General features: G+C 40.4%; 13 protein-coding genes, 2 tRNA genes and 4 pseudogenes. 10 read left to right on the forward strand and 9 right to left on the reverse strand.

Features of this window, described 5'->3' with window-relative positions:
* Positions 1-184 precede the first annotated feature (184 nt).
* Entirely contained in the window at positions 185-1,729 is a 1,545-nt protein-coding gene (hofG, locus tag KX581_RS07530; RefSeq protein ID WP_231176025.1) for an outer membrane beta-barrel protein HofG, read from the forward strand.
* Positions 1,730-2,670: 941 nt separating this feature from the next.
* On the opposite strand, the gene alpB is transcribed toward hofG, so the two are convergent.
* The 8 genes and pseudogenes from alpB to KX581_RS07570 form a co-directional block, all read right to left on the reverse strand.
* A complete protein-coding gene (alpB, locus tag KX581_RS07535) occupies positions 2,671-4,260 on the reverse strand; it encodes a Hop family adhesin AlpB (protein WP_231176026.1) in 1,590 nt (529 codons plus the stop codon).
* A 21-nt stretch (positions 4,261-4,281) separates the two neighbouring features.
* Entirely contained in the window at positions 4,282-5,835 is a 1,554-nt protein-coding gene (gene alpA, locus KX581_RS07540; RefSeq protein ID WP_231176027.1) for a Hop family adhesin AlpA, read from the reverse strand.
* 581 nt (positions 5,836-6,416) lie between these two features.
* A complete protein-coding gene (locus KX581_RS07545; RefSeq protein ID WP_231176028.1) occupies positions 6,417-8,444 on the reverse strand; it encodes an ATP-dependent helicase in 2,028 nt (675 codons plus the stop codon).
* A gap of 15 nt (positions 8,445-8,459) precedes the next feature.
* Positions 8,460-9,598: pseudogene (locus tag KX581_RS07550) on the reverse strand (Eco57I restriction-modification methylase domain-containing protein).
* Positions 9,599-9,607: 9 nt separating this feature from the next.
* Positions 9,608-10,189 (reverse strand): restriction endonuclease, encoded by a 582-nt coding sequence (locus KX581_RS07555; protein ID WP_414600162.1) that lies wholly within the window; start codon positions 10,187-10,189, stop codon positions 9,608-9,610.
* A 51-nt stretch (positions 10,190-10,240) separates the two neighbouring features.
* Positions 10,241-12,058 carry a flagellar hook protein FlgE gene (locus KX581_RS07560; RefSeq protein ID WP_231176029.1) on the reverse strand — a complete coding sequence of 606 codons (1,818 nt, stop codon included), beginning with the start codon at positions 12,056-12,058 and terminating at the stop codon, positions 10,241-10,243.
* Positions 12,055-12,945 carry a flagellar hook assembly protein FlgD gene (gene flgD, locus KX581_RS07565; protein ID WP_202140324.1) on the reverse strand — a complete coding sequence of 297 codons (891 nt, stop codon included), beginning with the start codon at positions 12,943-12,945 and terminating at the stop codon, positions 12,055-12,057. Before flgD ends, KX581_RS07560 begins: the two co-directional genes overlap by 4 nt.
* Positions 12,946-12,995: 50 nt before the next feature.
* Positions 12,996-14,588: a flagellar hook-length control protein FliK gene (locus tag KX581_RS07570; protein WP_231176030.1), complete on the reverse strand. Its 1,593-nt coding sequence runs from the start codon at positions 14,586-14,588 to the stop codon at positions 12,996-12,998.
* 234 nt (positions 14,589-14,822) lie between these two features.
* On the opposite strand from KX581_RS07570, the pseudogene pta reads away from it, so the two are divergent.
* The 6 genes and pseudogenes from pta to hypD all read left to right on the forward strand — a co-directional run bounded on the left by pta (position 14,823) and on the right by hypD (position 20,340).
* Positions 14,823-16,383: pseudogene (pta, locus tag KX581_RS07575) on the forward strand (phosphate acetyltransferase).
* Between the two features lie 10 nt (positions 16,384-16,393).
* Positions 16,394-17,613, forward strand: a pseudogene (locus tag KX581_RS07580) (acetate kinase).
* A 97-nt stretch (positions 17,614-17,710) separates the two neighbouring features.
* Positions 17,711-18,010: a cupin domain-containing protein gene (locus KX581_RS07585; protein ID WP_000784744.1), complete on the forward strand. Its 300-nt coding sequence runs from the start codon at positions 17,711-17,713 to the stop codon at positions 18,008-18,010.
* A gap of 247 nt (positions 18,011-18,257) precedes the next feature.
* On the forward strand, positions 18,258-18,986 hold the full coding sequence (gene hypB, locus KX581_RS07590) for a hydrogenase nickel incorporation protein HypB (RefSeq protein ID WP_000003606.1): 729 nt from the start codon (positions 18,258-18,260) through the stop codon (positions 18,984-18,986).
* A complete protein-coding gene (locus KX581_RS07595; RefSeq protein ID WP_000335474.1) occupies positions 18,986-19,222 on the forward strand; it encodes a HypC/HybG/HupF family hydrogenase formation chaperone in 237 nt (78 codons plus the stop codon). Before hypB ends, KX581_RS07595 begins: the two co-directional genes overlap by 1 nt.
* Before the next feature lie 5 nt (positions 19,223-19,227).
* A complete protein-coding gene (gene hypD / locus KX581_RS07600; RefSeq protein WP_231176031.1) occupies positions 19,228-20,340 on the forward strand; it encodes a hydrogenase formation protein HypD in 1,113 nt (370 codons plus the stop codon).
* Here hypD and KX581_RS07605 read toward each other — a convergent pair.
* A pseudogene (locus KX581_RS07605) lies at positions 20,291-20,937 on the reverse strand (helicase DnaB modulator). The gene hypD and the pseudogene KX581_RS07605 sit on opposite strands and share 50 nt — an antisense overlap.
* Between KX581_RS07605 and KX581_RS07610 the strand changes: the two are divergent.
* From KX581_RS07610 to KX581_RS07620, 3 genes are all read left to right on the forward strand, one after another.
* Positions 20,893-20,967, forward strand: a tRNA-Gln gene (locus KX581_RS07610). The pseudogene KX581_RS07605 and the gene KX581_RS07610 sit on opposite strands and share 45 nt — an antisense overlap.
* A gap of 24 nt (positions 20,968-20,991) precedes the next feature.
* Positions 20,992-21,068 (forward strand) — tRNA-Met (locus KX581_RS07615).
* A 197-nt stretch (positions 21,069-21,265) separates the two neighbouring features.
* A partial coding sequence (locus KX581_RS07620; RefSeq protein ID WP_231176032.1) for a SabA family sialic acid-binding adhesin occupies positions 21,266-22,710 on the forward strand: 1,445 nt, incomplete at its 3' end.

The raw sequence follows: 22,710 nt of genomic DNA on the forward strand, positions 1-22,710 counted from the left end.
AGTAACAAATATATGATTTTAATCCTTTAATTTTTAAATCAATTTACAATGAATGGTTATTTTTTGTAAAATAGGGTTGTGGATTTTAATTAATATTTTAACTTCATGCTGTTTTTTTTTTTTTTTTGATTATAATTATAATATCAACAAAAAAGATCATGCAATTAAAATTAGGGAGAGTTTAGTGAAGCAAGAAAAGTATTTTTTGACTTATTCTTTATCGCTTTTATCGTTTTTATTATGTCCTGCAGAAGCTTTTGATTATCGCTTTAGCGGTCGTGTGGAGAACTTTTCTAAGATTGGTTTTAACAATTCTCAAATCAATACTAAAAAAGGGATTTATCCTACTGAAAGTTTTATAGATATTGTAACTTTAGCGCAAGTCAAAGTCAATTTACTCCCTAAAGGCACCGAAAACCATAGGCTCTCTTTCTCTTTGGGTGGGGCGATTGCAGCCATTCCTTACGATAAGACTAAGAATGATATTAACCAAGCTAACGGGAAGATTTTTGGCTCAATTGTAGAGAATTTCATTGGGGGCTATCATGGATACTTTTTTAATAAGTATCTTGGTCCTGCTTATGCGGGGACTTCTCAATCAGCGAGCTATCATGCAAGGCCTTATGTGGTGGATACCGCTTTTTTACGATACGATTACAAAGATGTTTTTGGGTTTAAGGCGGGGCGTTATGAAGCGAATATTGATTTTATGAGCGGTTCCAATCAAGGGTGGGAAGTGTATTATCAGCCCTATAAGACTGAAACGCAAAGGTTAAGATTTTGGTGGTGGAGTTCTTTTGGGAGAGGTTTGGCGTTCAACTCTTGGATTTATGAGTTTTTTGCAACAGTGCCTTATTTGAAAAAGGGAGGCAATCCTAATAACAGCAACGATTTCATCAATTATGGCTGGCATGGGATCACCACGACTTATTCTTATAAAGGTTTAGACGCTCAATTTTTTTATTATTTTGCGCCTAAGACTTATAACGCTCCTGGTTTTAAGCTAGTCTATGACACGAATAGGAATTTTGAAAATGTAGGCTTTCGCTCTCAAAGCATGATAATGACAACCTTTCCTTTATACTATAGGGGGTGGTATAACCCAGAGACAAACACTTATAGTTTAGAAGACAGCACGCCTCATGGCTCGTTGTTAGGGAGGAATGGCGTTACTTTAAATATCCGCCAGGTTTTTTGGTGGGATAATTTCAACTGGTCCATTGGCTTTTATAACACCTTTGGCAATTCAGACGCTTTTTTAGGCTCTCACACGATGCCAAGGGGTAATAACACTTCCTATATCAGCAATGAAATCTCCGTAACGACTAGGCATGCCGGAATGATTGGCTATGATTTTTGGGATAATACGGCTTATGATGGGCTGGCTGATGCGATCACTAACGCTAACACTTTCACTTTTTACACTTCTGTTGGAGGGATCCATAAGCGTTTTGCATGGCATGTTTTTGGGCGCATCTCTCATGCGAATAAAAACGCGTTAGGGCAAGTGGGGAGGGCTAATGAATATTCCGTGCAATTCAATGCGAGCTATGCGTTCACTGAATCGGTTCTCCTTAACTTTAGGATCACTTATTATGGGGCTAGGATCAATAAAGGGTATCAAGCAGGGTATTTTGGAGCGCCCAAGTTCAATAACCCTGATGGCGATTTTAGCGCTAATTACCAAGACAGAAGTTACATGATGACCAACCTCACGCTGAAGTTTTGATTTTAATCAAATCGCAGCAAGTTAAAAACACTCCAAGACATTTTTTAAAATCTGAGTATAAAAGACTTTGTGCAAAGCTAGTTTTGTGAAGTGATCAAACGCTAAAGCGATTGGGCTTCCTAGGCTGATGTTGGAGGAGAGTTTGGTTATTGTTCTGTGTGCCTAATGGATTTTACAGAGTTTGATCTCCAACGCATTCCTTACAGCTCTCACGCATCATATCTATAAAGGCGTAACTTTGCGCACTTCCTACGCTAGATGCAAATGTATGGGGGTGTTATACTAAAGTTAGCGGCATTCACCCCAAACACTAAAGATGTTTAGGATTTCTGCTTGGGGGTTTTAAAAGCGGTTTTCTTGGGTTATGGGGATTTAGTTTTGGGGGGGTTTCAAAATACTTCCTATCCCCTTAAAAAATGGGTTTTACTATAAAATTTTAGAATGATAAAACAAAGTTTTAAACCACAGAAATCCTAAACGCCTTGAGCGTTTGATCACTTCACCATTAAAGCCGTTCTTGGGGGATAATCTCAATATTTGACAACATTTGATAAATATTTTGGGTTGTTTTTCTAAGTATAAAAATTTTGAAGCGCTCAAAGCTTTTTAAAAGTTTTTAATCAAGCGTTGTGAAGTGCCAAACCGCTAAAGACGATTGGGATTTCTGCTTGGGTGGTTTTAAATATAAAAGAGTTTTGAAGCGCTAAGGTTTTTAAAAGTTTTTAATCAAGCGTTTTAAAATCTCAATAAGCCTTGAGAGTTAAGCTTTTTGTGAATGCTAGCTTTTAATATAAGCCTTGAGCGTTAAGCTTTTTGTGAATGCTAGCTTTTAATCAAGCGTTCCTAGGGGGTTAATCCCATTTATTTGATAAGGATTTTTTGTTTTTTTAAAGTGGGGGTTAAAGGGTTAAATCAAAGCCTATAAAAGGCCTTGAGCTTTTTTAGAAAGCGTAGCCATAGACCCAATACACGCTATAAGGGCGGAAGTATTTCACTTCAGCACCGCCAGCTTTATAATAAGTGTTATAAATCGTAGGGATTTGCACACCGATTTCTATAGAATGCTGGTTATGGCTTTTCAAGTCTTTTTTCAAGATACCAAAGTTCATGCGTAACCCCACATCAAACAAGAATTGGAATTTTGTCGCTGTAGGTCTGTTCGCAAGCTGAGGGCTATTTCTTAGCGTGCTGATGTAAGTATCCCCTGCGAGTTGGATCCCCCCAAAGAAGCCCGCATTAAGACTTCGGCTACCAAAAGAGCGGCTAAACACATTGTAAAGCACATCAGTCCCCACCCCATAAGTGAGCAAATTGACTTGATTGTAAGTAGGGCCATTACCTACGCCCGCACCGTTATAGCTGAAGAAGCCGTAGTAGCGTAAGCCCACATTCTTGTTTTCTCCAAAGAATTGCTTATAACCGATTTTAGTGATAAACCCGTTAAACGCATTCACTTGAGAGCTGTTACCGGCAGCGAAATTCCCAAGCCATGGGTTAGCTTTAAGCTCGTTATTCAAAGCGGTAACTTTAGCCAAAGTGTTTGTGGTGTTGTTTAATAGTTGGGTAGAGCGCGCTTGATCAATATTCCCACCATAGCTCACTTGATAGCCTGTTGAATTGCTGATGTTAGCGTTGTTGGCTAGCGTTAAAGCGTTTTGAGAAGTATCGACGATATTTTGCACCAAGCTAGTAAATTCCTTAGCGCTCAAATCATTCCCAGCGTTAGCAGAGTTGAAAACATGTTGCGCTAAAGCGGCGTCCAAAAACGCACCAGCAGCCCCGCCATTACCGCTTGGCCCCATAGTGATTGAAGCTTGCCTTAGGATATAAGCGATTTGTTGAGCGGTAACACCATTTCCATAAGCTTGACTAGTGTTGTTTTGAAAAATCCCACCCGCTTGGTTATTGGCGTTTAAGAATGAGTTCATGTAAGTCAAATAAACGCTAGCGGTGTTAAGCTCGCTGAGTTGATTGGAGAGGTTCGCGCTCGTGGTGTTGTTACTGCCTTGAAAGATATTGTTTTTGAGGTCTTGACTCAAAGTTTTGATGGAACTAACCATTTCGTTATAAAGACTCAGGTTACCTTGGAAACAAGGAGAATTACTGGTAGAACCAGTAGTAGCAGTAGTAGTGGTGCCGGTAGTGCTAGTGCTACCACATTGATGAATACTATTAGTGTTCAAAGTAGGATACAAATCAATCAAATTGCCTAATTGGTTCATAAAGAGGTTGCCTAAAGTCCCAGCGACATTGCCTCCTGTGCCTGCAATATTGATATTGGTGTTGTTTGTCGTGGTAGAGTTTAACAAGCCAGCTAATTCTTCGGCTTTGATTTTACCCGGGTTTTTCACTTGCTGGACTACCTGACCTAATTCATACCCAAAGGTCATAAAGCCCCCATCTTCTTCAGCGCCCACTTGATTGAAGCTCAAGCTTAACGCTAGGCTTAAAGGGGCTAAGAATCTTACTTTTTGAGATTGTGTCATTAAATTTTCCTTAATCATTTTGAATGGCTTTAAATTTTGTTTCATATTTGTCTCTTCCCCCCTTTCTTAGAATGAATACCCATAAGACCAATAAACGCTATAAGGACGGAAATACTTCACGGTAGTCCCTGCTGATTTGTAATAAGTGTTATAAATCGTAGGCACCACGACGCCAAATTCCACCGTGTGCTGGTTGTGGCGGTTGGATTTCCCGTCCAACTTACCGAAGTTCATCCGCATACCGAAGTCAAAGAGGAACTGGAAGTGCGTGTTATTGACTTTCCCATGCAATTTCACATTGGGGTCATCTCTGAGCGTGGATTGGAAAGTTTCACCGGCTAATTGGATACCGCTAAAAAAGCCCATATCCACAGAGCGGTTTTGATAGGAGCGGCTAAAGATGTTATACAACACATCAGTCCCCACCCCATAAGTGTATAGCCCTACATTATTTTGAGTGGATCTAAAGCCCACGCTCGCTCCGTTATAAGAAAAGAAACCATAATAGCGCAAACCGATATTCCTTTTCTTCCCGAAGAATTGCTTATAGCCCACTTTAGTGTAAAACCCGTTCAAAATATTCGTCGCGCGGCTGTTCCCGGCTCTGAATTGGGGCAAGTAAGGCATGCTTCTCACCTGATTGTTGAGCGCATTGATTTTATCCAAAGTTACTTGCGCGTTATAAAGAGCGTTAGAGAGCTGGTTAGCGCGCCCTTGCACAGCGTTAGCTTGGTTGGTTAGTTTGCCATCTGTAGCACTATTAAACGCACTCCCGCTAATAGGGTTTTTACTGAGCTCGTTATAAACCGATTGGGATTGATCGATAATGCCTTGCACCAAACCTGTAAAAACGGCTGAATTGAATTCCTTATTCCCAATGTTGGCGGCTACGGCAGAGTTGAAAGCTTCTAGGAGCAATTCATCTTGCTTGAGCAAGTTGGCTGCGTTATTGAGAATATTTTGTTGGCCTTGAAGGTATTGAATAGCTTGTTGGGAGTAATCTTGACCATTTTGACCAGTCGCACCACTAGTTCCGTTAGTTCCATTTTTGGCCTCTAAAGCCTTATTCATCGCATTAAAAAACACATTCGCCGCATTCAAGTAGGTGAGCTGTTGTTGCATGTTGGGGAAATTGGTGTTCGTGCCGTAGTTAGTCTGGCTACCGATCGTGCTTAAAACCCTGTTAGAAAGGCTTGGGAGCCAGTAATAGCCCGCAGCGGTGCAAGCGCTTTGGGTGTTAAGAGAGTTGCCACCAGCCGTCCCTGCAGCCGCGCAAGTCCCACTGCCTACCGCACCCCCTAAAAGAGCGTTCGCAGACACATCGTTACCATTGAGTTTCTCTGGATACGCCCCTAAAAGCGAATAAAGGTATTGGGAGAAAGCGTTACTCAACGCCCCTGCGACATTGCCTCCGGTGTTGTTGTTTAAAATGTTGTTCGTTACATCAGCGTTAAGCTCTCTAGCGAGTTCGTCGCTTTTAGCGCCGCCTGGGTTTTGGACATCTTGCATGACTTGTCCGAGCTGATAACCGACGGTGAAAAACCCTCCATCGTCTTCGGCATAACTTATGCTAGCGCAAAGGGCTAGACTAAGAAACAGCGTTCTATTTTTCTTTATCATAATTTTCCTTATCAATGGGATGCTCCTTGATTGAGTTTAAATTTGGGATTTAAGTTACATCAGGGCTTATGATATGGTATTACCATACAAATTGTTAGATGTAATTGATAGTATTTTCACATAATGAAAATTAAACTAACCTTAAAAATCCCCTTAAAGACCCCTTATAAAGGAATAAAGTTACAATAATTGGAGCGCTTTTTACAAAAAAAAAAAAAACGGGATTTCATGGGGGGATTAGCCTTGAATTTTTGGGGTTTTAAAAACGCTTTTTGGCATTTTTAGGTTTTTAATGTAAAATCACGCCAACGCAAATAATAATTTTAAGTTATCTCTTTTGTTGTGAAAATTTGGAGCATGTTAGGGTCTAATAGTGGGTGGTTACCCCGAAAGGAGATAACCAACTATGAAATTACTATTAGCAATCATAGTTTTAATGGCCATCGCAACGCCATTATACTAAAATTTTGGCTCTAGCGCAAGCTTAAAATCTATGGTTGCTAGCGTTTTTTTGTATTTTTCTTACATCTCATAAAAATCCCATTATAATACTCATTAAACAAACAATACAAAAAGCAATTTTATTTTAAATCAGGTTTCAAAAGCCCCGCTTCATACAAAAACACCGAGGGCTTATGCTCTTTAGGTTTGGCGTTTTCTCTCAATTCGTTTTTCGCATAAGAAAGCCATAAATTTTCCTTAGCCCTTGTGATAGCGACATAAAAAAGCCGCCGCTCTTCTTCAATGCCCCCACCGGTATTCATGAGCTTGTGGTTAGGGAAACGGCCCTCCATTAAATCTATAATATAAACATCTTTAAATTCTAAGCCTTTAGAAGCATGCACGCTCAATAGATTCACGCCACAGCCTTGCGTGGCTTCACTAGAGCCTATTAAAGTGCCGTTTAAAAAACGCCCTAAATTCTGGTAATTTTTCGCCAAAGAACTCAGCAAGTCCATTTTTTCATTGAAGCGTTTTTGCGCTTGGAGTTTTTTAAATTCGTTATAAGAGCCGTCCTTATTTTTGGAGCGCTCTTTTAAAAGGCGTGTTTTAAAGGTTTGAAAAAACGCGCTTTCCAGGATGTGTTTGATTAAAGCGCTAGGGGAATGGGTAGGGGCTTTGGTATAAAGAATGAAAAAATCGCTAAGCATTTTAGCCCCATTGAGTGAGATTTTAGGGTGCATCAACACTGGGTGCGAATGGAACGCTTTATCTATCACGCTATTAAACCTTGAGCTGTTTTCTAGGGCAAAAATTTCTTCAAAAAGCCCCATAGAGGTGATTTCTTTTTTCTTCGTGTAAATTTTAGCTTCTTTATCAGGATGGATTAAAGCCAATTTGAGATCGCCATTGCCTAAAAGCATTAAGGCCTCATGAATGTCTTTAGCGGTGTTAGAACCAATATCGCTGATATGGCTTAAAACATGAATTGCTGCCATAATGTCTTTAGGGTTAAAGATGAGCGCGCAAATGTCTAACGCTAACGCCACTTCTTTGGATTCAAAAAAGCTCGTGCTCCCTTTTCTTTTGCTTGGCACATTGTAAGATCTTAAAGCGGCTTCTAATTGATCCGCGCTCGCGTTATTCCTAAAAATCACCGCCACTTCTTTAAAATTCTTTCGCATGACAATGCGTTTAGCGATGTCTTGGCATTGCGCGATATTGTCGTTGTAATTTAAAAGCGCGGGCTTATTGAAATGCCCTGATTTCACCACTTCTAAATTTTTAGGGTAAATGCGCTCGTTGCGCTGTATCACTTGGTTAGCGAGATCTAAAATCTCTTTAGAAGAGCGGTAGTTTTTAGTGAGCGTGAAAACCTGGGCGTTTTTGTATTTTTGGGTGAAATTAGAAATGATAGAAATATCCGCCCCATTAAAAGCGTAAATGCTCTGATCGTAATCGCCCACGCAAAACAAACTGGGAGGGTTGATAGCGTCTAAAATGGATTCTTGTAAGGGGTTAGTGTCTTGAAACTCATCGCAAAGCACTTCTTTATAAGGGCTAGGTCTTTCTAGCATCGCTTGTTTAAATAACAGCAGTAAGTCGTTATAGTCAATATAATTATGCTTTTTTTTAGTGTTTTCAAATTCGTCTAAAATGTTTTCATAAAAGGCGGCGTATGGCGTGTGTTCAGGGTTTTTATGAGAAAGCCATGCGCTAAAATCTTCTTGTTTTAGAGCGTTAGTGTAAAGAGAATAGAGGGCGTAGAGATGCTGCGAAGTGTAGGGCTTTTTATCATCATCTATGGCGTTTTTAGTGTCCACAATGCTTTCTAAAAGTTTTCTCAATTCTTTAGGCTGCTTTAGGCTTAAATTAGGGTAATGCTCTTTTAAATAGCGATACGCTACCGCATGGAAAGTGCCCGCTTCAATTTTGGAGCTTGATTTAAAATATTTAGCCACCCTGGCAATCATTTCATTACTCGCTTTATTGGTGAAAGTCAAAAGCAAGATTTCTTCAGGCTTGATGCCGTTATCAAGCAGGTATAAAATGCGCCCCACAATTGTAGAAGTCTTTCCTGTGCCAGCGCTCGCAATCACTAAATTATACCCTTTCAAAGCCTTGGCCGCTTTGAGTTGCTCGGGGTTTAATTGCAAAGTTTCTAACAAGTTTTATCCTTAATTTTAAAAGTCTTTAGGCAAAAGAGCGTTTTCTAAAGAGCGTTGCGAAAACAAAAAACGCCCATCGCACACAAAGCCTAATTCTTGCCAGTTGATAGCGTTGAGTTTATCGCAGAGGTTTTGTAAATCCAAGTTTTGGTTATAAGGGAATAGCGCTAAAATAGAGCCGTCATAATTAGGGCATTGGTGGATAAAAAAGGGGTTTTTTTGGTGCGTTTTGGTGTTAACATAAATGCGTTTTTTAGGGGATATGTGATGCATTCTACCCCATTCAAACCAATTATTTTTATTGAATTTTTTGATCTTTCTTTGCATCAAGCTGTCTTTATGCTAGAGTAAATAATCATTAGGCTTATTGACAAAACCATTTTTTCTAAAATATTGGTTCTTTTCGTGATTGAGGTGACAAATTCTAAATTCCCGTATTTTTCATTTTTAAAAATCTTATCGCACCCGCTCACTGCCCCCACTTTAACCTTAAAAACCTCGCTTAATTTTTGCGTGTAAGATTGGTTGAGGAAATATAAAATGCCTTTTTTGCACAAAAATTGCAAACAATCGTTGGTGATTCTACTGAAATTGCCCTTACAAAAACGAAAAATCACGCAATTGGGCATGGCGTTTGGGAAAACCTTTTGATCGCCTAATTCAAAAAAATGCGTTATCGTGCCTTCTTTGTAAATCCATTCGTTTAATTTCACGCTAGAAGTGGATTTTAAAAAATCCCTTGGGGTGATGAAAATCAATTCGCCTTTAGGTTTTAAATGCTTGATCGCTTTTTCTATGAAAAACAAGTATAGATTACTCCTTTCATCAAAAAGGCTGTAATGGAGTTTTTCTTTTGCGTTTGGCGCAATATCCTTGTGCTTGACATAGGGAGGGTTGCCAATAATGGTGTCAAATTGATTTTCTAAAGGGTAGTCAAAAAAGTCCATGCAAAGGGCATTTTTAGGGCAGATTTTAGGATCGATTTCAATCCCTACAGCCTTTTTTAAGCGCTTTAAAAAACTCCCATCGCCCGCGCTTGGCTCTAAAACACTCCCATGATTGTGTTTGAGGGTGAGCATGAAATCCACTATATTTTTAGGGGTGAAAACCTGCCCTAAAGTTTTAATGTCTAAATTATTCAAAAAATTCTCCAAAAACTTCTCTTAATAAATATTAGCCCTTAGAGTTACACTTTTAGCTAAAGCGCTTAAGATGAAGTTTTTACTTCCATCAAAATCTCTTTGAACGATTTCTCTGTTGTTATCCCACTTGCATTGGAAGGGCAAGTTATTGGGCTGAAGAGTTTGAATGCCTTTTAAGGAATTGATAAAAATATCTTTAGGATCGTTTTTGTTGATAATCAAAAAATAATAATCTCTATTGGTGTTTGTGCCTAAGTCTTTATGCAGTTTTTGAAAGTATTTTTCCCATGCGATTTCATTATTGAACTCCGGCACTAAGCCGCACAACGCATAATAAATCCCTAATTTGCAATTAAGATTGTCAGCGGTTTTTGTGGTGGTGGTTTTAATATTGACAGGATAAAAAATATCGTTTTCTTCAAAACTAAAATCCCACCACTCTCTGGCTTTTGGTAGTTGGATAGGAAAAGAATGCTTAATGATATTTAAAATTTCTTCTTCATTGACCGATGAATTTAAGCGCCCATCCTGTAAGGGTTGAGACAAATTATAAGGGTTTGTTTTTAAAAATTCTGCAATTTCATTAAGCTGTGTGGGTATCATTAAATATCCTTATTAAAAAGGGTATTTTACCATACTCCTTATTTTAGCCCCTTATTTTTTCAAGCTAATAGCTTCTTTAATCATGTCATCGCCCGCGCCAAAGGCTCTAGCGTTCATAGAATAGCCTCTTTGCATTAAAATGAGATTGGTTAGGGCGTTCCCGGCATTCACATTGCTCGTTTCTAAATATTTATGCCTGATTTTCCCAAACTTGAGCTTGCCCTCTTCGTCCCACCCTAAAATGGGGTTACCGCTTAGGGGTCTGTTTTCGCCATTAATGGTGCCTTCTTGCATTTCATAGAGATTACCGCCGATTTTCCTTAGGCCTTGATCGTTAGTGAAAGCTAAAATACCGATGCGAGCGACCGGCTCTACCACCCCGTTACTAAAGGCCAGAGAAATCACGCCATTTTCTTCAATGCGCATGTCTCTAAAAATGCCCCTAGGCTTGCCGTCTTGACTCGCTTCTAAGAGTTTAGAGTCTTGGTAAGACAAATCGCTAGAATCATGGCTTTCGCTTTTATCTAAAGAATAAGTGAGCTTATTGCCTTTAAAATCCAAAGTCATGGGGGCGGATTTCATCTTGTGCGTGGCTGAATCAAAGCCGACAATTTCCCAAGTAGGATCATTGATAGGGGCTTTGTTTTTGGGATCTGCAATGTAGCTTTTCACTTCCCAAGTTTGGTTTTTCCTTTTACTCGTGGGGCTTGATGTGGGATCGTTGGAATTGGTCATGTAATATTCGCTTTGGAGCAAGTATTTATCCCCGGCTTTATCATAAATATCCACTTCTGTGCTGTAATAAGGGATTTTAATCGCTACTGAATCCCTGCTAATGCCCTTTTTTAGTTCCATTCCGTTCGCATTCAAGCCCAATTTATCCGCAATGCCCCCGCTCAAGCTAAAGGTGATAGGCGTTTGGCTAGGATTAGCAATCTCTAATAAAAGGGGTGGGCTTTTGGCGTCTTTTTCGCTTTTGATGAGGTTTAAGTCTAGCCCGGTTTTTTCTTTAAAGAGTTTTTGCAAATCGCCTAAAGTTTTGAATTGGTTTTCGCCTTTTTCAGCGTCCCCATAAGTGAAAACCAAATCCTCTTTTTTGCCATCTTCTTTTTGGATACTGATGTTTAATTTACGATTGGTGATCGCATCTATGGGCTCGTTATCGTCATTCGCTAAAGCGTTAATATCCTGGTTTAAAAAACGCTCTTTAATAATCTCGCCCTTGTCGTTTAAGAAAAAATCTTGCACGCCTTTTAAATGGTCTTTAGGGTTTAGATTCACGCTAATACCCACTTTCGTGCTAAGCACGGGCTGGTAAGTCAAATCTTGGGGGATTTGTAAGGGCGAAAGGGTGTTGCCATGCAATTTTTCAATGTCTTCATCTCTAGCGGTGGAATTGAGCGTGCCGTCTTTGATTTTTTTCAAATCAATGCCATAAACATAATAGCCCTCAGGGGTTACTAAATAGCCATCAGCGTCTCGTGCGAAATTACCGGCACGCGTGAGAAAATTATCCTGTTTCTTGCTAAAGCCGTCTTTATTAATGGTCATTTCCCCATTTTTATTGGGCCCTATCACAAACCAGCCCTTGCCTTGATACGCCATGTGGAATTCCCCCTCGCTTGGCATGTATTCCCCGTCTTTATTAGAAAGGACATTGCCTGATCCTGTAACGCCGTAATTTCGGTCATTAGCCACAACGGATTTGGCGTTCAAAGCGTCTAAATGCGAAGAAAATAGGGTCTTAAACTCCGGATCATTGGAGCGATAGCCTAAAGTATTGACATTGGCGATATTGTTTGAAAGGCTGTCAATGCCAAACTGGTGGGTCTTAATCCCGCTATAAGCGTTTAATAAGGTGTCGTTCATGCTGTCTCTTTAGGGGGGGTTTGGGGCTTTTGATCAAGCGGCTTTTGTTCAGAGAGCTTTTGATCAAGGGGTTTTTGATCCGGCTTATAAAACTCTATCGCGCTGTCTATGGGTAAAACCATTTCACCCATTCTTAACATGGGCTTGCCTTTATCAAAAATCACGCTTTCCACTTCGCCCCTACCGATGCGCGTTTGCAAATACTGCTTGCTTTGAGAATCTAAATTGTATTCAGCCTTGATCTTATAATTGCCTTTAGGGACTTTTTCGCCCTTTTCGTTCAAGCCGTCCCATTCAAAATTGATATACCCCTTTTGCCCGTTATAATCTTTTAAAGGAATCGTTTTGACTAATTCATTGTTTTCATTCAGGATTTGAATCGCTGGCACTCCTTTAGAAGCGTCAATTTTTTCATCAAAAAAGAGCGAAAAAGAAAGCTTATTATTGCCATCAAAATTCGCCCCGCTCACATCGGTTTCAGCGATTTTGCCTATCATGCTCACCGAATTGAGTGCGCTCACTTCCCTTAAAGCGTTATTAGCCTTTAGGCTATCGTCCATGCCTTTATTAAGGTTTTCCATGGTGTCTTTTAAAGCGCCTTGAAAGTCTTTTAAAGACTCGTTAGTTTCTTTATTGGATTTCATCGCACTGGCGACTTCTTGCATGGTTTTTTTGTTTTCTTCTTGCATTTCCACTTGCGTGAGCTGCGCGGTTTGGGTGATGATCTTATCCGTTTCCATAGGAGCGGTGGGGTCTTGATTTTTCAACTGCTCTAAAAAGAGTTTCATAAAAGCGTTTTTATCCAACCCGTTAGCGATTGCGGGCTGCTCTTTTTTCCTTTCTTGCGCGGCTTTAGCTCCTGTAACTTCTGCTAAATCAATGGCCATGATCTCTTCCTTATTAAAGATGTCCTATTATAGAGCAAACTTGCTTAAAATCACGCATAAAGAATGATTTGCATGCTCGTTTCTTTGTTTTCATTATCCGTATTTTCTTGGTAGCTTTTTAGGGCATTTTCTTTTAAGGGGCTTGATTCTTGCTCTTTGAATAGCTCTCTTAATGGCTCTTTGGGTTGCTCTTTGGAAGAATCTTGCGAAAAGCTCAAATCCACCCCTTCAAAGCCTAAAGCGTTCAGGCTGTTTTTGAGATCTTGTTGGTTGTCTAAAAAGGTTTGCAAGCTGTTGTTGTGAGAAATCACGCTCACTTTAAGGTTTTTACCCACTTTTTGAATGGTCACTTCAACTTTGCCCAATTCTTTAGGGAATAAATCCATAGAGATCCTGCTCATGGGGGGTTTGTATTCTTGGATTTCTTGCTTTAATTGTTGGGTGAAATGCTTGATCGTTTCTTTAGGGGTAACGCTTTTATTCTCGCTTGTCTTATCGCTAGCTTGGGTGTTTTGCACGTTTTGAACGCTGTTAGTGGATTCTTTAGTTTTTTCTTTATTTTCGCTTGCTTCTTTAGCTTTTTCTTCTTTTTCTAGGGGCGTTGGAGCGTTATCATTAGGGGGGTTAGCCCCTATTAAAGGCATTAAAGGGGGCGTTTTAAGAGGGATTTTAGGGGCATTTTCTGGCGTTGCGGCTTGGGCTGTAGTTTGGGTTTTGGCGTGAATAGGGGTTTTTTCTGGCTTTTTTTTAGAAAGCGTTTTATCCCTTTTAATGGCGTTCATTTGTAAAGCTTCCCTTAAAGGGGGCGTTTTTTTTTCATTACTAGGGGGTGTTGCATGTTCTTTATTGTGCGATTCTTTTTTTTCTAAAGATTGCAAAACGCTAGAAAGGTTGGCGGTGTTTTTAGCGTCATTCTTTGCAAGGGTGTGGTTAATACTCGTTTGCGTTGTTTTTAAAGCAAGCTGATCGCTTGCATTTAAGGGGTTTTTATTTTCTGGGGTCGTGGCCGCTTGAATGTTGCTAGCGTTTAAGTCATGTTTTTGGCTGAGCGCTTGGATGTCTTTAAGGGTTTTTGACTCTTTAGCGTTATGGGTTGGGGTGGTGGGGTTTTTGATAGCGTGGTTAGCGTGATTAGTGGGGGTTAGTGGGTTTTTATTAGGCAAGTTTGTTTGATGAGCGTTAGAGATAACTTCGTTAGGCTTTTTTTCATTCTTGTTTAAAGTTTCGTTAGGGGTTTTGGGGTTAGTTTCATGGTTCTCATGTTGAACTTCATGCAAGGCGGTGGTTTTTTTGTGGTTGAGCCAATCTTTTAAGGTAGGGGCTTGTTGATCTTTAGCGAGGTTTTGAGCGTGTTGGGGGTGTGGAGTAGGGGTTTTTTCAAGCTTTTTAGCGTCCTCTTTAGCGTCCTCTTTAGCGTTCTCTTTAGCGTCTTTGGGCGTGGCTTTTAAAGCGTTAGGATTTGGCGATTCTTTAGGGGCGGTTTTGTCTTTAGAGATCTTTTGGTTTAAGATCTTACTGAAATCCTTTGATGCGCTTTTAGGGGCGTTTTTGGTGTCTTTAACTTCGTTTTTCGCTCCGCTATTTATTAAAGCGTTTGCGTTTGCGCTTGCGTTGGTGTGAATGGGATTAACAAAAGATGGCATGGTTATCCTTATAAAACAACTCTTTTATTTTACATGGTGGGAGTCAAGCAAAAAGAGTTCCTTAATTCTGTTTTTTAATCAGTTACCGCTTGACTAGCGTCAAACTCTTTTATCATTGTGTGGTAAAAAATGCTAAAAGCATTTTACAAAATCATGGTTTCGTTTAGGTTTAATTAAATTTTGCTACAATTAAATAAAAAACGATAATTTAGGGAGTTTGGCATGCAAGGTTTCATGCGAGGTTTATGGATTTACCCAGAGGATACAGAAGTTTTAGAAATCGCTTGCAAGAGCCTTTTAAAAGCACTAAAGCCGTGCTATCAAAAAATCGCATTGTTTTCGCCCATTCGCCCATATGATGGGGGGTGTGATGGCTTGGAGGAGTGCGAGGGCTTGAACCCTTTAGAGTTTCATAGCGCCATAGACAAACAAAAGGCTTTAGAGCTTGTGAGCGCTGCTCAAGAAGAGTTACTATTTGAAACGATTCTCAAACGCTATGATGAATTACAATCTGTGCATGATTTTGTGGTTTGCTTGGGGTATACGCCGAAGTTTTTCTTAAACGCTCTTTTAGATTTAAACACCACTTTAGCCAAGCATTTCAACGCTCCCATTGTGGCTGTCGTGCAAACGAGTTTGGAATATTTGAAAGCCATGCATTCTCATATTCTCAAAAAAGAAGCCCCTTTCGCTGTGGGGTTATTTGCGGGCGAAATGCTTGAAAAACCCAATTTTTTGAGCGCATCTCTTTGCAAGGGCGAATTAGAAGCGGATCTGATAGAAAGCGTGTTGCAAACAAAAAGCAAGATCACCACCCCTTTAGCCTTTCAAATGGGTTTGGAAAAAAAGGCTAAAAAACAGATTAAAAAAGTGGTTTTACCCGAGAGCGAAGATGAAAGGATTTTAAAAGCCGCGCATCGTTTGAACGCTATGGGTGCGGTAGGATTGATTTTACTAGGCGATAAAGAGGTTATTAATTCCCAAGCGAAAAATTTAAACTTGAATTTAGAAAATGCAGAAATCATTGATCCCAACACTTCTCATTATAAAGAAGAATTCGCTAAAAGCTTGTATGAATTGCGAAAATCAAAGGGATTGAGTGAGCAAGAAGCCGAGCGATTAGTGTTGGATAAGACTTATTTTGCGACCATGCTCGTGCATTCAGGCTATGCGCATGCAATGGTTTCTGGAGCGATCCACACTACGGCTGAGACCATTAGACCCGCTTTACAAATCATTAAGACTAAGCCTGGCGTGAGCCTGGTTTCAAGCGTGTTTTTAATGTGTTTAGACACTCAAGTGCTAGTCTTTGGGGATTGCGCGATTATCCCTAACCCTAGCCCTAAAGAATTGGCTGAAATCGCTATCACTTCCGCACAAAGCGCTAAACAATTCAATATCGTGCCTAAAGTGGCCCTACTCTCTTATGCGACAGGCAATTCCGCGCAAGGCGAAATGATAGACAAAATCAACGAAGCTAGAGAGATCGCTCAGCGTTTGGATCCACAATTAGAAATTGATAGTCCCTTACAATTTGACGCTTCCATTGATAAAGGCGTAGCCAAGAAAAAAATGCCTAACAGCCAAGTGGCCGGGCAAGCTAGCGTTTTTATTTTCCCGGATTTAAACGCTGGGAATATCGCTTATAAAGCGGTGCAACGAAGCGCTAAAGCCGTTGCGATAGGGCCCATTTTACAAGGTTTGAACAAGCCCATTAATGATTTGAGTAGGGGGTGCTTTAGTGGAAGATATTATTAACACCGTTTTGATTAGCGCCCTTCAAGCGCAAGATTAGGAGGGAATGCATGGAAATTTTAGTGTTGAATCTGGGCAGTTCGTCTATTAAATTTAAATTGTTTGACATGAAAGAAAACAAGCCCTTAGCGAGCGGTTTAGCCGAAAAAATCGGCGAAGAAATAGGGCAGTTGAAAATCAAATCGCATTTACACCATAACGATCAAGAGCTTACGATCAAGAGCTTAAAGAAAAGCTTGTGATTAAAGATCATGCGAGCGGGCTTTTAATGATTCGTGAGAATTTAACGAAAATGGGGATCATCAAAGATTTTAATCAAATTGACGCTATAGGGCATCGTGTGGTTCAAGGGGGGGATAAATTCCATGCCCCAGTTTTAGTCAATGAAAAAGTCATGCAAGAAATTGGTAAGCTTTCTATTTTAGCCCCCTTACACAACCCGGCGAATTTAGCCGGTATTGAGTTTGTTCAAAAAGCGCACCCCCATATCCCTCAAATCGCTGTTTTTGACACCGCATTCCATGCCACTATGCCCAGTTACGCTTACATGTATGCGTTACCTTATGAATTGTATGAAAAGTATCAAATCCGCCGTTATGGTTTCCATGGGACTTCACACCATTATGTGGCTAAAGAAGCGGCGAAGTTTTTGAATACCGCTTATGAGGAATTTAACGCTATCAGTTTGCATTTAGGGAACGGCTCAAGCGCAGCAGCCATTCAAAAGGGTAAAAGCGTGGATACTTCTATGGGGCTAACCCCTTTAGAAGGCTTGATTATGGGCACAAGGTGTGGGGATATTGATCCTACTGTGGTGGAATACATCGCGCAATGCGCTAATAAAAGTTTAGAAGAAGTGATGAAAATTTTAAACCATGAAAGCGGTTTGAAAGGCATTTGTGGGGATAATGACGCCAGAAACATAGAAGCCAGAAAAGAAAAAGGCGATAAGCAGGCCAAGCTCGCTTTTGAAATGTGCACTTATCGCATTAAAAAGCATATTGGGGCTTACATGGTGGCTTTAGGGAGGGTGGATACGATTATCTTTACAGGGGGATTAGGGGAAAACTACTCGGCTTTAAGAGAGAGCGTGTGTGAGGGCTTAGAAAATTTAGGGATCGCTTTATGTAAGCCCACGAACGACAATCCGGGCAGTGGGTTAGTGAATTTAAGCCAGCCTGACGCTAAAATCCAAATTTTACGAATCCCCACTGATGAAGAGCTAGAAATCGCTTTGCAAACCAAAAAGGTTTTGGAAAAAACAGAATAAAGAATTGTTTAAGAAATCTATAAGAAATTTTTGGGTAAAAAATTAGCTTTCTTAAATTAAGTTCTAAATTAAGAAAATATCACACTAGGAGTTTTTGATGAAAATGGTTCATTTTTTAGAGGGCGTTCATTTTGAAAAGCTCCACATTGAAGCGTTGAGTGAAAATTCTTCCAATAAAGAAATTCGTATTTGCATGCCCAAAGGAGCGATCCTAGACAAACACAAGGCTCCGGGAGCTATCAGCGTGCAGGTTTTAGAGGGTAAAATCATTTTTGAAGCCAAAAATGAAAAAATAGAAATGCCAAAGGGAGCGTTAATCAGCCTAGAAGCCCAAGTTTTGCATCGTTTGGACGCTTTAGAAAATAGCGTTATAAGGCTATCTTTAAGCAAAAAATAAGGAAAATAAAATGATGAAAGTTGTTTTTATGAATACTTGGTATTTGCTTTTAACTATAATTTTATTAATCATCATCTGGAGGATTATTAGGTTAGTTTTAAAAAATAAAGACGACAGCAACGAAAGGGATTAAAATAGGCGCATTTTTTGATCTAAAAAATAGCCCAAAAGATAAAAAAAGCCGCTAAATCATAGCCGTTTAATTAAGCATGCTACGATACGAAAATTTTAAAAGAAAGGAACAAGCATGAGCGAACAACGAAAAGAATCTTTACAGAATAACCCTAATTTGAGTAAAAAAGATGTCAAAATCGTGGAAAAGATTTTGAGCAAGAACGACATTAAAGCCGCTGAAATGAAAGAGCGCTATTTAAAAGAAGGGCTGTATGTGTTGAATTTCATGAGCTCTCCAGGCAGCGGTAAAACCACGATGCTAGAAAATCTAGCGGATTTTAAAGACTTTAAGTTTTGCGTGGTAGAGGGCGATTTGCAAACCAATAGAGATGCGGACAGATTACGTTCAAAAGGCGTGAGCGCACACCAGATCACCACCGGCGAAGCGTGCCATTTGGAAGCGAGCATGATTGAGGGAGCGTTTGATTTGCTCAAAGATGAGGGAGCGTTAGAAAAAAGCGATTTTTTAATCATTGAAAACGTGGGGAATTTAGTTTGCCCTTCAAGCTATAATCTAGGAGCGGCGATGAATATCGTTTTACTCTCCGTCCCAGAGGGCGATGATAAGGTGCTAAAATACCCCACGATGTTCATGTGTGCAGATGCGGTGATTATCAGTAAAGCGGATATGATTGAAGTGTTTAATTTTAGGGTTTCTCAAGTCAAAGAAGACATGCAAAAATTAAAGCCTGAAGCGCCTATTTTTTTAATGAGCTCCAAAGACCCTAAAAGTTTGGAAGATTTTAAAAATTTCCTTTTAGAAAAAAAGCGTGAAAATTACCAATCCACGCATTCGTTCTAATGTGTTTAGCAATCCCCTCTAAAGTCATAGCCATTAATAATAATGTGGCGCTTTTAGAAACTTTAGGCGTTCAAAGAGAGGCGAGCTTGGATTTAATGGGCGAGTGTGTTAAAGTGGGTGATTATGTGCTGTTGCACATTGGCTATGTGATGAGTAAGATTGATGAAAAAGAAGCCCTAGAGTCCATTGAGCTTTATCAAGAAATGATCGCCAAAATGAACGAAACGCATGAATAAAAACAATGAGCGTTAACCATCTCATCGCCCCTTTTAGAGATAAGCAAACCCTTTTAGCGCTCTCTAATGAAATCAAAAAACTCGCTTCCAAACTTGAAAAAAAATTAGTCATCATGGAAGTGTGCGGAGGGCATACGCATTCTATCATGAAATACGGGCTTTTAGATTTGATGCCTAAAAATTTAGAGTTTGTGCATGGGCCAGGGTGTCCGGTATGCGTGATGCCAAGAGCACGCCTTGATGAAGCTTATGAACTCGCCGCAATGAAAGACAGCATCATCTTAAGTTTAGGGGATATGATGAAAGTCCCAGGGAGCTATGGGAGTTTGATACAAGCCAGAGAAAAGGGGCTAGATGCGCGCTTTTTGTATTCGCCCATGCAAGCTTTAGAAATCGCTAAAGAAAACCCGCATAAAAAAGTCATTTATATTGCGATCGGTTTTGAAACCACAACGCCCATGAGCGCTAGCGTTTTATTAAACGCCAAAAAAGAAAAAATCCACAATCTTTTTTTCCATATTAACCACCTTTTAGTGCCTCCCAGCGTGAGTGCGATTTTAAAAGATCCAGCATGCCAGATTAACGCTCTTTTAGCCCCTAGCCATGTGAGCGTGATCAGCGGCGCTTCAATCTATGCCCCTTTAATAGAACGCTTCAAAATCCCTATTGTTGTGAGCGGTTTTGAGCCGGTGGATATATTAGAAAGCGTGCTGATGCTTATCAAACAAGCCTTAAAAAAAGAAGCCAAGCTAGAAATCCAGTATAAAAGAGCGGTTAGCTATGAGGGGAATGTGAAAGCGCAAGAGCTAGTCAATGCATGCATGGAAGTTAGGGAAAATTTTGAATGGAGAGGTTTGGGCAATATCAAACATTCCGCTCTCAAACTCAAAGAAACATTCGCTTCCTATGACGCTGAAAAAGTCTTTAAAGAACACTTAAGCCACAAAACTTCTAAAGAAAACAAGGCATGCAAGTGCGGGGAGATTTTAAAAGGCACCGCTAAGCCCCTAGATTGCGCGCTATTTGCCAAAACTTGCACCCCACAAAACCCGATCGGCAGTTGCATGGTCAGCTCTGAGGGGGCGTGCGCGGCGTATTATCGTTACAAGCGCGTTTGAGCTTTAGAAATTGCTTTTTAGTGAAATCGCTCAAGCCTTCGCAATTGACATCCACGCTTTTAGGGGGGTTTTCTTTTTTTACAACCGGTTTTTCATAAGCCCTTTTTCTCACGCTCGCTTGGATTGTTTTAAAATCAAAAGGGTGATTCAAGGCTTTTAGGGTTTTTTGCGTTTCTGTAAAACGGGCTTTTAGGTTGCTGGTGTAATGATCTTCTTCTATCTTAAAGGCTTTCAAATAGCTAGGGTGCGTGAAATAGATTTTTAGGATTTGATTTTCTACTTTAGCGTATCTAAAGCCTTTATTTAAATCCCCTAAAGCTTGGGAAACATAGCGCTTGATCGCTTCTCTTCGCTTGAGTTGGAGTTTTAAATTTTTAAACGCAGAGGTTTGCGCGATTTTTTTAAACAGCAAAAAGGTTTCTTTCTTTTTGAGATAGCGTTTGTAAATGAGGGGGTCAAATCCATTTTCCATGATGAAATTATAGCGTTTTAGCTTGACTTTTTTAAAAAGCTTTTGTATAATGCTTCTTTTATTTTATATTTGTTGTGTTTTGGGGTGTCGCCAAGCGGTAAGGCACCAGGTTTTGGTCCTGGCATTCCGAGGTTCGAATCCTTGCACCCCAGCCATTATTTAGTATTAGCGTATTTTGGCGCGGAGTAGAGCAGTCCGGTAGCTCGTTGGGCTCATAACCCAAAGGTCAGTGGTTCAAATCCATTCTCCGCAACCATCTTTCAAATCACACCACCAAACGAACACCACCAAACGAAACAAAAAGCGCTAAAAGCAAAAAAATGACAAAATTTTTTCAAATTACACAAAAAAAAAAAAACGCTTTATGCTATAATACCCCAAATACATTCCAATGCAAATGCATTCTAATGTATAAAATCCCTAATATTCAATTTAATCCAAAAAGGAGAAAACATGAAAAAACACATCCTTTCATTAACTTTAGGCTCGCTTTTAGTTTCCACTTTGAGCGCTGAAGACGACGGCTTTTACATGAGCGCAGGCTATCAAATCGGTGAAGCCTCTCAAATGGTGAAAAACACCAAAGGCATCCAAGAGCTTTCAGACAACTATGAAAACTTGAGCAAACTTTTAACCAGATACAGCACCCTAAACTCCCTTATCAAATTATCCGCTGATCCGAGCGCGATCAACGCAGCGCGTGAAAATCTGGGCGCGAGCGCGAAAAACTTGATCGGCGATACCAAAAATTCCCCGGCGTATCAAGCCGTGCTTTTAGCGATCAATGCGGCGGTAGGGTTTTGGAATGTCTTAGGCTATGCTACGCAATGCGGGGGTAATGCCCATGGTGAAAAAAGCACTTCTTCAACCACCATCTTCAACAACGAGCCAGGGTATCGATCCACTTCCATCACTTGTTCTTTGAACGGGTATCAGCCTGGATACTATGGCCCTATGAGTATTGAGAATTTCAAAAAGCTTAACCAAGCCTATCAGATCCTCCAAACGGCTTTAAAACAAGGCTTACCCGCGCTCAAAGAAAACAACAGGGAGGTGAATGTAGCCTACACCTACACATGCTCAGGGGAAGGGAATGATAACTGCTCGCCAGAAGTCACAGGTGTAACCCAAAACGGCGGAAGCAAGACTGAAGCCCAAACCATAGACGGCAAGCAAGTAACCACCACGATCAGTTCAAAAGTCGTTGATAGTAGTGCATCAGGTAACACATCAGGGGTGTCCTACACCGAAATCACTAACACATTGAGTAATGTGCCTGATAGCGCTCAATTCTTGTTAGCGCAAGCGAACACGCTTATTAACACCATCAACACGGCATGCCCGTATTTTAGTGTAACTAATCAAAGTGGTGGTCCACAGATGCAACCGACTAAAGGGAAGTTGTGCGGTTTTACAGATGAAATCAGCGCGATCCAAAAGATGATCACAGACGCGCAAGAGCTGGTTAATCAAACGAACGCTATTAACAGCAATGAGCAAGCAGCTCCAGTGGGAGGCAGTAATGGCAAGCCTTTCAACCCTTTCACAGATGCAAGCTTTGCGCAAGGCATGCTCGCTAACGCTAGCGCGCAAGCCAAAATGCTCGATCTAGCCCATCAGGTGGGGCAAACCCTTAACCCTGACAGGCTTACTGAGAATTTTAGAAATTTTGTTACAGACTTTTTAGCCACATGCCACAACCCCTCAACAGCTGGCACTGGCGGCACACAAGGTTCAGCTCCTGGCACAGTGACAACTCAAACTTTCGCTTCCGGTTGCGCGTATGTGAAAGAAACCATAACCGCCCTAAACAACAGCATCTCTCATTTTGGCACTCAAGAGCAGCAGATACAGCAAGCAGAAAATATCGCTGACACTCTAGTGCATTTCAAATCTAG

Source organism: Helicobacter pylori (assembly GCF_021062735.1).
In the GTDB taxonomy this organism is placed as follows: domain Bacteria; phylum Campylobacterota; class Campylobacteria; order Campylobacterales; family Helicobacteraceae; genus Helicobacter; species Helicobacter pylori_DN.

Coding starts and splice junctions, on each gene's coding strand:
- alpB (WP_231176026.1), bottom strand. CDS start 4,260: ATGAAACAAAATTTAAAGCCATTCAAAATGATTAAGGAAAATTTAATG.
- hypB (WP_000003606.1), top strand. CDS start 18,258: ATGAGCGAACAACGAAAAGAATCTTTACAGAATAACCCTAATTTGAGT.
- KX581_RS07560 (WP_231176029.1), bottom strand. CDS start 12,058: ATGAACGACACCTTATTAAACGCTTATAGCGGGATTAAGACCCACCAG.
- flgD (WP_202140324.1), bottom strand. CDS start 12,945: ATGGCCATTGATTTAGCAGAAGTTACAGGAGCTAAAGCCGCGCAAGAA.
- alpA (WP_231176027.1), bottom strand. CDS start 5,835: ATGATAAAGAAAAATAGAACGCTGTTTCTTAGTCTAGCCCTTTGCGCT.
- KX581_RS07595 (WP_000335474.1), top strand. CDS start 18,986: ATGTGTTTAGCAATCCCCTCTAAAGTCATAGCCATTAATAATAATGTG.
- KX581_RS07585 (WP_000784744.1), top strand. CDS start 17,711: ATGAAAATGGTTCATTTTTTAGAGGGCGTTCATTTTGAAAAGCTCCAC.
- KX581_RS07555 (WP_414600162.1), bottom strand. CDS start 10,189: ATGATACCCACACAGCTTAATGAAATTGCAGAATTTTTAAAAACAAAC.
- KX581_RS07570 (WP_231176030.1), bottom strand. CDS start 14,588: ATGCCATCTTTTGTTAATCCCATTCACACCAACGCAAGCGCAAACGCA.
- hypD (WP_231176031.1), top strand. CDS start 19,228: ATGAGCGTTAACCATCTCATCGCCCCTTTTAGAGATAAGCAAACCCTT.